Here is a 4,763-nt window from a genome sequence, read left to right as displayed (position 1 = left end):
AACTGTTGAGGTAATAAAGCGAAGTGAATTACATTCTTTCGTTGTATTGCCAAAGAGATGGGTTGTTGAGCGATCTTTTGCTTGGTTAGAAAAATGTAGAAGATTGTGGAAAAATTGCGAACGTAAACTCAACACCAGCTTGCAAATGATTGTCCTTTCCTTCGGTGGTTTTCTACTATTCTGTGACTCAATCATCAATATATAAGAATTGCCGTTAACTAACCGATAAGTTACAATCCCCTCAATAAATTCCGATTTTGATGTCATTGGATTAGGAGAATAAAGTAATTTCAGTAATGGATGGGCTTTTAATTGCGATTTTCCCTGTTCAGTAAGCTGGCAGAGAGTAAAAGGTACCGAAGATGCAGCACTTGCAATCATATTAATTGCGCGAAAGGCAATAACATTTTTTATGTAACCTTCCTCAGCAAAACTTACATAATCACGCTTACTCCAACTTGGCTCCATCATTAGCTGCAAAGCAGAATGTTTAGTAAATACTGCGCTTTTTTTTCTTTGAAAAATATTGAGATTCATATATGCCTCCTAAAAAATTGAATTTGTGGTAGAATTATATCAATTGGTGTCACAGGAAGGATATACTAACGTACGAACATTATGTTTGAGAGCAATCTCTACACAATAGTTAAATGGCAGGCACAATAAGGGGTAGCAAAAAGAATGAGCTTTTTTTTTGAGCTGAGCGAAGCCACCTAAGGTAGAAAATGAATCAGGAAGGAGTAAAAATATATTTAATATTTATATGATGTACTTACTTATAAATATCTTTTCTGTGTCCTATCTCTGTGATAACCACTTCATATTTTATAATATTTACGGAATAGATAACGCGATAATCACCTACCCTTAATCTTCTTTGTCCTTTAAATCTGTAATATAATGGCTCACCAAGGTTAATGGGATCAACTGTAAGGCGCTTATTTATCGCATTTATGATCCTTAATCTTATTGTTTTTGGAAGAGCTGGAAGGTCTTTCTCAAGAACGCTTTCTATGAAGATAATATTGTATTCCAGTCTACATCCTCACTTCTAATTTTCTTTACACCTGAAACATTACGTTTAGCAGCACGCTCAATTAGTATTTTATCTTCCTCATTTTCAATTGCTTCTTGTATTAGCTTCTCTGTTAGTTCTTTAATGGACTTATTTCTTATTTTAGCCAGTCCAGCAAGACACTCTGAAATTTCGTTGTTGAAAGTTATGCTAAATTTTGAGTTTGCCATATATTTTACCTAAAATCTACTAGTAATTGTATAACATTTTTCTGAATTTTTCAATAAAAAAAGTTGCCTATACGTAAAGAGGACCTGTGTTGACAAATAATTAAACATTTGTCATGTACTATGTTTGTTAAGGAGAAATAGCACAGAAGTTAGTATTAAGTATACTAGGAATAAGAAAGGCTGCGCCCAGTGTCACACACTGGAATAACAGGAAAAAACGAACTGCTATACTAAAAAAAAAGAAATTGAACATGACAGAATGGCTAATATCTAATCAGCTTATTGATTATAACTGTGCCGTAAAATCTATGGAAGAGAAAATTCAACAAATTCACAATAATTCAGCAGACGAATTGGTATGGCTACTCCAGCACCCTCCACTTTACACTGCAGGAATCAGTGCAACAGCTGATGACATTGTTGAAAAACTATTTCCCATATATAAAACAGGAAGGGGTGGTAAACACACATATCATGGTCCAGGACAGCGCATTATATATTTAATGTTAAACCTTAAAAAAAGAAACAAATGCGATACAAAGCTATATATTAGAGATCTAAGTAAGTGGATCATAAATGTTTTAAAGCAATTTAATATACTTGGAGAGTTTAGAGAAGATAGAATAGGCATTTGGGTAAACCATAACGGAGTAGAAAAAAAAATTGCAGCTTTTGGTATCCGTTTAAGAAAATGGGTAACTTATCATGGCATAGCGCTTAACGTCTTTCCAGACCTCTCTCACTATAAGGGTATTATTCCTTGTGGGTTGCAAGGTTGTGGCGTCACGTCAATGGAAGAACTAGGAGTGAAAGTTCCACTCTCTGAATTGGATGATATACTAAAAAAAGAGTTTTATAAGATATTTTAATGATTGTTTACCTTTCATACTTCATTCTCACTTTATGTGCTAACACAGGTATTCATGCAATCGACCAAGTTGATATTATTGCTCCTTCTTCGAAGGGAAAAGAATTAGATCTGACTACTATAAAAGAATATGTAGAAGCTTTGGATTTTAATCCCCATATTTCGGAGAAAATATATAGTAATGATAATCCATTTTATTCCAACTCTGATGAATTCAGAGCAAATGATTTGATTAGTGCACTAACCGGTGATAGTAAAATAATCTGGTGTATCAGAGGAGGAGAAGGGGCTTCTCGGTTAATTCCCTATCTAGAAAAGTTACCCAATGATAAAAAAGAAAGGATTGCTCAAAACAAAAAAATCCTCATAGGCTATAGCGATATAACTGCCTTGCACACCTATCTACAAGCTAAATATAATTGGCAAACTCTTCACGGCACCATGTTGGAAATGATAGTAAATAACTCCATTTCTGAAAGCTCTGTTAAAAAACTGAAAGAGTTAATTCTTAACAAGCAGGATTCTATCAGATTTGACAAGCTAAAGATGATAAATAATGGCATTAGACTAAAAGATGGCAGATTAAAGTCTAAAATCATCGGTGGTAATATGACTCTAGTTGAAAACAGTATAGGAACTGTTTGGCAAATAAATGCGAAAGGTAAAATTCTATTTTTAGAGGACATAAGAGTCTACCCATACGCAATAGAGCGCAGTTTAGATCACCTAAAACAAGCTCACATCTTTGATGGAGTACATGCAGTAATCTTTGGGGATTTCGTTAACTGCTATAACGATAACCTTGTTGAAGTTGTAAAAGAAAGGTTTGCAAAAAGTGTTAACTTTCCTGTATTTACAATGAAAGGGGTAGGCCATGGACATACAAATGATCCTTTACCTTTTAACACTCACGCTATTATTAGCGTTCAAGACGAAAAAGAAGGTTTGTTTTTTATGGACGTGCAGAATTTAGCTAATCTTATAGCTAACGCGAGCTCTACGTCATACCGCCGCAGTATCTCTTAGCCGCTAACACGTACTTAACCGTCATACCGCGATTCATTCGCGGTATCTCTAGATCCCGCTAACACGTAGCGGGATGACGGTTGTCAGGGTGTCATGCAAGTAGCTGACTACTTGGATCTGGTAGGCTCAAATCACAATGCCCGTAAAGCTGCGACCCTAGAGCTACTATCTCTCACCCACTGCAAATATTGCACGGTACTATCCACTTGATCATCGTGTCGAGTTTCAGGAAACATTAAAATCTCATACTCAAAATCGTTCAGCCATACTGCTTGGTGCAGCAGAAAAACCTTGCCAGACTCTATAATCGGAACAATTTGATAAAATCGAGTGAGTTTGTCATCATGTGGTACTATTTCGATAATTGGTAAATCACTGTTTGTCTTTAGCTCTTGCACCAATTGCTGACCACTTGTTTTTGCTTCGATTAAAATTGCGTGCGGTGTCCATCTTGCAGCTAGTGACAGAACTTGCTCTTTAAGCTTTGGATACTCAAGCTTTGCTCGATATACATCGAGTAAATAGAATTTATTGCCCACTTTTGTCCAGGTGGTGCAGACGCTAAAGTTGCTCATGCTGCTTGTTGAAACTGCAGTGTCCCAGCTCTGAGTGACATATGAGAGACTATCAGAAAAATTTCTATAGCGCTTCAGCCACTCTCGTTTAATTATACCACTTGAAAGTGGCAGAGGGTTTTGTTGATATTGTGCAGCAAAAGCGTAACTTCCAAGTTCAACCTTTATCATCTCAACTTCTTCTTTTCCTCCATCGAGGGGATATAGCAACTGACCTTCTTCTCTTGAGTATAATATTACGGGTGGTGTCATTCTAGCACTTGATGCTGTAATCCAGCTTTTGTACTCATTTGTAGTTACTCGGGTGACAGGAACAAGAAAAGGAGGCGCTGGCTTTTTGATTGAATAGATAATCTCCTTATTTTCAGATATCATCGGTAAACAAGTATGGTTCCATATGTTTTTCGGTTTGGAGAGAAGGTGCCCGGTTAAATCTTCTTGATGTAGCCTATGCATCACAAGAACAATTACTCCTTTTTTTCTATTGTTGAGCCTGGCTACTAAAGTCTGGTCAAACCAATTTGTAGCACGCTTTCTAAACGTTTCACTCAAAGCTTGGGCGGGACTCAGTGGATCATCCACGATGATGAAATCACCACCTTCACCTGTTAACGTCCCTCCAACTGACGTTGCGATTCTGTATCCTCTCTGCACTGTTTGAAATTTGTATTTGGTATTCTGATCTTTGGATAGTCCTACCTCTGGAAACAGCTCTCTATACCAACTAGACTGCATTATGCATCTTGTATCGAGCGAGTGCTTTTCGCTAAGCAGCCGAGAGTAGCTTGCAACTATTATTCTTGCAGTTGGCTGATTTCCCAGTATCCATGCGGGCCACGCAACACTAGCACACAGGGACTTCATTGAACGCGGAGGCATATTGAATATTATTCGCCTCATTTTGCCAACATTTGCCGCTTCAAGTCTGTCTGCTATGACTTTTATATACTGATAATCATTAGAACCTGTTTAAAATCTTCGTAATAGGAGAGAAATGAAGGAAAGGACAATCATTTGCAAGCTGGTGTTGAGTTTACGTTCGCAATTTT

The 4,763-nt window shown here is 37.0% G+C and carries 6 protein-coding genes and 1 pseudogene; 3 read left to right on the top strand and 4 right to left on the bottom strand.

From position 1 onward, the window contains the following. Window positions 1–205, top strand: a 205-nt coding sequence (locus OZD63_RS03610) for a transposase (RefSeq protein WP_275008141.1), incomplete at its 5' end; no start/stop codon positions are given. Here the strand turns inward: OZD63_RS03610 and OZD63_RS03605 are convergent. The 3 genes and pseudogenes from OZD63_RS03605 to OZD63_RS03595 form a co-directional block, all read right to left on the bottom strand. Then, window positions 178–537, bottom strand: a pseudogene (locus OZD63_RS03605) (phage portal protein); the annotation flags it as partial. The gene OZD63_RS03610 and the pseudogene OZD63_RS03605 overlap by 28 nt on opposite strands. 235 nt (window positions 538–772) lie before the next feature. Beyond that, the gene (locus tag OZD63_RS03600; RefSeq protein WP_227738598.1) at window positions 773–1,015 is read right to left on the bottom strand and encodes a type II toxin-antitoxin system RelE family toxin; all 243 of its coding nucleotides are present in this window, start codon (window positions 1,013–1,015) and stop codon (window positions 773–775) included. After that, entirely contained in the window at window positions 1,012–1,245 is a 234-nt protein-coding gene (locus OZD63_RS03595; RefSeq protein WP_010081986.1) for a DUF6290 family protein, read from the bottom strand. Before OZD63_RS03595 ends, OZD63_RS03600 begins: the two co-directional genes overlap by 4 nt. 227 nt (window positions 1,246–1,472) lie before the next feature. Between OZD63_RS03595 and lipB the strand changes: the two genes are divergently transcribed. Then, entirely contained in the window at window positions 1,473–2,114 is a 642-nt protein-coding gene (lipB, locus tag OZD63_RS03590) for a lipoyl(octanoyl) transferase LipB (RefSeq protein WP_274980154.1), read from the top strand. Beyond that, window positions 2,114–3,139 (top strand): LD-carboxypeptidase, encoded by a 1,026-nt coding sequence (locus OZD63_RS03585; protein ID WP_275008140.1) that lies wholly within the window; start codon window positions 2,114–2,116, stop codon window positions 3,137–3,139. Before lipB ends, OZD63_RS03585 begins: the two co-directional genes overlap by 1 nt. 131 nt (window positions 3,140–3,270) lie before the next feature. Here OZD63_RS03585 and terL read toward each other — a convergent pair whose 3' ends face one another. Continuing rightward, window positions 3,271–4,614 carry a phage terminase large subunit gene (terL, locus tag OZD63_RS03580; protein ID WP_338062914.1) on the bottom strand — a complete coding sequence of 448 codons (1,344 nt, stop codon included), beginning with the start codon at window positions 4,612–4,614 and terminating at the stop codon, window positions 3,271–3,273. Window positions 4,615–4,763: the final 149 nt, after the last annotated feature.

The sequence above is a fragment of the Wolbachia endosymbiont of Drosophila leontia genome (assembly GCF_028981785.1).
Classification (GTDB): Bacteria; Pseudomonadota; Alphaproteobacteria; order Rickettsiales; family Anaplasmataceae; genus Wolbachia; species Wolbachia pipientis.
Note: the sequence above shows the minus strand (reverse complement) of the source record. Positions and strands in the feature narration are given on the sequence as shown.